Raw genomic sequence first — 2061 nt, forward strand, 5'->3', positions numbered from 1 at the left:
GCTGGCGGCGCAGGGTCTCCCAGACGAATTGCAGCAAGAAGTCACGGGGCTGATCCTGGCGACGAAGCACGACCAGCCACCCACGAGCCGCTGTGCTTGCCTCCTCGTGGACGCCGACCTGGCCGTCTTCGGCGCCTCCGATGAGGACTTCTGGCAGTACGAGCGGGATATCCGCCAGGAGTACAACTTCGTGCCCTGGGCCGATTACCGGACCGGGCGCCGGGCGGTGCTGAAGCAGTTTCTGGCGCGGGAAGGAATCTACACCACGCCAGAGTTCTCGGACCTGGAACCCACGGCGCGGCGGCATCTGGCAGAGGCGGTGGCCGCGCTGGATGAGCCGGAGAACGGTATATAGACCGGCTGCCCCGGCAAGCAGGTGAATCTGAGGCTCTACAGTGCCCGCCTGGACGCTCCCGGTGAGCGCAGCGTCATCACAGCCGCCAGCCCCGCCACCGCCAGCAGCCCGGCAAAGACGCCCACAGTCAGACGATCCGGCGCCACGACGCTCTGGCCGCGCAGGGCCTGCCACAGCAGCAGGCCGATGAGGCCCAGGTAGCTTGCAGCGCCGGTCCACAGCAGTCGCAGGCGCTGAGGCTCGCTCCAGCCGAAGCGAGCACCCAGAATGTTCAGCAGTAAAAACAGCAACGGCAGCATCTGCAAGGCGTGCAGGCCGACAAAGTGCGGCACGCGCAGATCGCCGTGGGCGGTGCTCCAGCCGAGAAAGGGCAGGCCGGGGCCACCGTCTACCCCGCCGACGGTATGAGCACCGATCACGCTGGGCGCGGCAGTCTTGAAGCCCGCCACCTGGGCGGAGGTCGGCGCCGTCATCAGCCCGCCGATGCTGCTGCCGAGCAGGGTCAGCACCAGGCCCAGGCGGATGCTGTGGGCCAGGAGCTTATTCGGCAACTTCTGAAAGCCGAGTAGCGCGGCGGCCAGGAAATTCATGCTCCACAGCAGCAGCACGAAGCCGCCCATGACCGCATAGAGCAGATGTCATAAAAAGACCCTTTTTATGACCGAGCAAAGCGAGTAGTGTTGACGGAGCAAGGCGCAGAATGGAGGCGCGGGGAGGCTGTTTTCCCCGTGGCGTAATTCGGAGTACTGCTTTAAAGCAAGTGGCATAATAAGTACATGCGAACGATTGTGGGCGCCAGGGGCTACGGTATCGAGCTGAGAGAACGCATCGTCAAAGCCGTCCAGAACGGCGAAAATATCGATAACGTCGCTCGGAAGTTTGAAGTGCATCACGAAACCATTCGGGCCTATCTGGTCAAGGCGAAACTGGGCACATTGGATCAGACTGGAAAGCCGACGGGAAGACCTCGATTACTCTCAGACAAACACGAAGCTCAAGTTCTGAATCAACTCAAAGAGTTTCCTGATGCCACGTTGAAAGAACATGCCGAAATGCTGTTCGAGTCTTTGGGATTTGTCACCTCCCGTACGACGATCCATCGTCTCTTTGCTCGACATGACATCACGTTTAAAAAAAACGGTCTTCGCCAGTGAGCAAAATGAAGACCTGAGAATTGCTTTCCTGAACGAGATTTCGCCGATATTAAATAGCATCTCAACGATGAAGTTTGTTGATGAGACCTCATTCAACATTGCTATGGCCAGAAGGTACGCACGCGCTCACAAAAGTGAGCGCGCAGTTGACCGCATTCCGAGAAACCAGGGGAAGAATCAGACGCTCATCTGCGCTCTGCAACTTTCTGGCCCAGCGGCAGCCTTCGTCTTCGAAGGCGCTGTTAACGGAGATGCCTTTGTCTGGTACGTCGAACATATCCTGTGCCCTACCCTCGAGCCAGGAGACAGCGTTTTCCTCGATAATCTATCTGCCCATCACAGAGATGAGGTCAGAGACTTGATCGAAGAACGGGGCTGCTCCCTGATTCACCTCCCGCCCTATAGTCCAGACTTCAATCCAATCGAAATGCTCTTCTCGAAGATCAAGGCGTTGGTCAGGGCTGGGCGGTGGCGCGACCTGCCATCGCTCTGGAGTGCTATTGGGAAGGCCCTTGATGCCGTAACAGTTCAGGATGTCCTCGGCTGGTTCGG

The 2061-nt window shown here is 58.9% G+C and carries 2 protein-coding genes and 1 pseudogene; 2 read left to right on the forward strand and 1 reads right to left on the reverse strand.

Going from position 1 to position 2061, the window contains the following annotated elements:
• A pseudogene (locus Q0R23_RS00295) lies at positions 1–355 on the forward strand (phosphohydrolase); the annotation flags it as partial.
• A 35-nt stretch (positions 356–390) separates the two neighbouring features.
• Here the strand turns inward: Q0R23_RS00295 and Q0R23_RS00300 are convergent.
• Entirely contained in the window at positions 391–975 is a 585-nt protein-coding gene (locus Q0R23_RS00300) for a hypothetical protein (protein ID WP_293909067.1), read from the reverse strand.
• A 156-nt stretch (positions 976–1131) separates the two neighbouring features.
• Here Q0R23_RS00300 and Q0R23_RS00305 point away from each other — a divergent pair.
• Positions 1132–2061 (forward strand): IS630 family transposase gene (locus Q0R23_RS00305; RefSeq protein WP_293909069.1). Its coding sequence is split into 2 segments (ribosomal slippage), with 929 coding nucleotides annotated over them: positions 1132–1485 and positions 1487–2061; the frame shifts between segments, so codons are not numbered across the junction. This gene is flagged as partial in the annotation.

Source organism: Deinococcus sp., from assembly GCF_025362455.1.
Lineage (GTDB): Bacteria > Deinococcota > Deinococci > Deinococcales > Deinococcaceae > Deinococcus.

Coding starts and splice junctions, on each gene's coding strand:
- Q0R23_RS00300 (WP_293909067.1), bottom strand. CDS start 975: ATGGGCGGCTTCGTGCTGCTGCTGTGGAGCATGAATTTCCTGGCCGCC.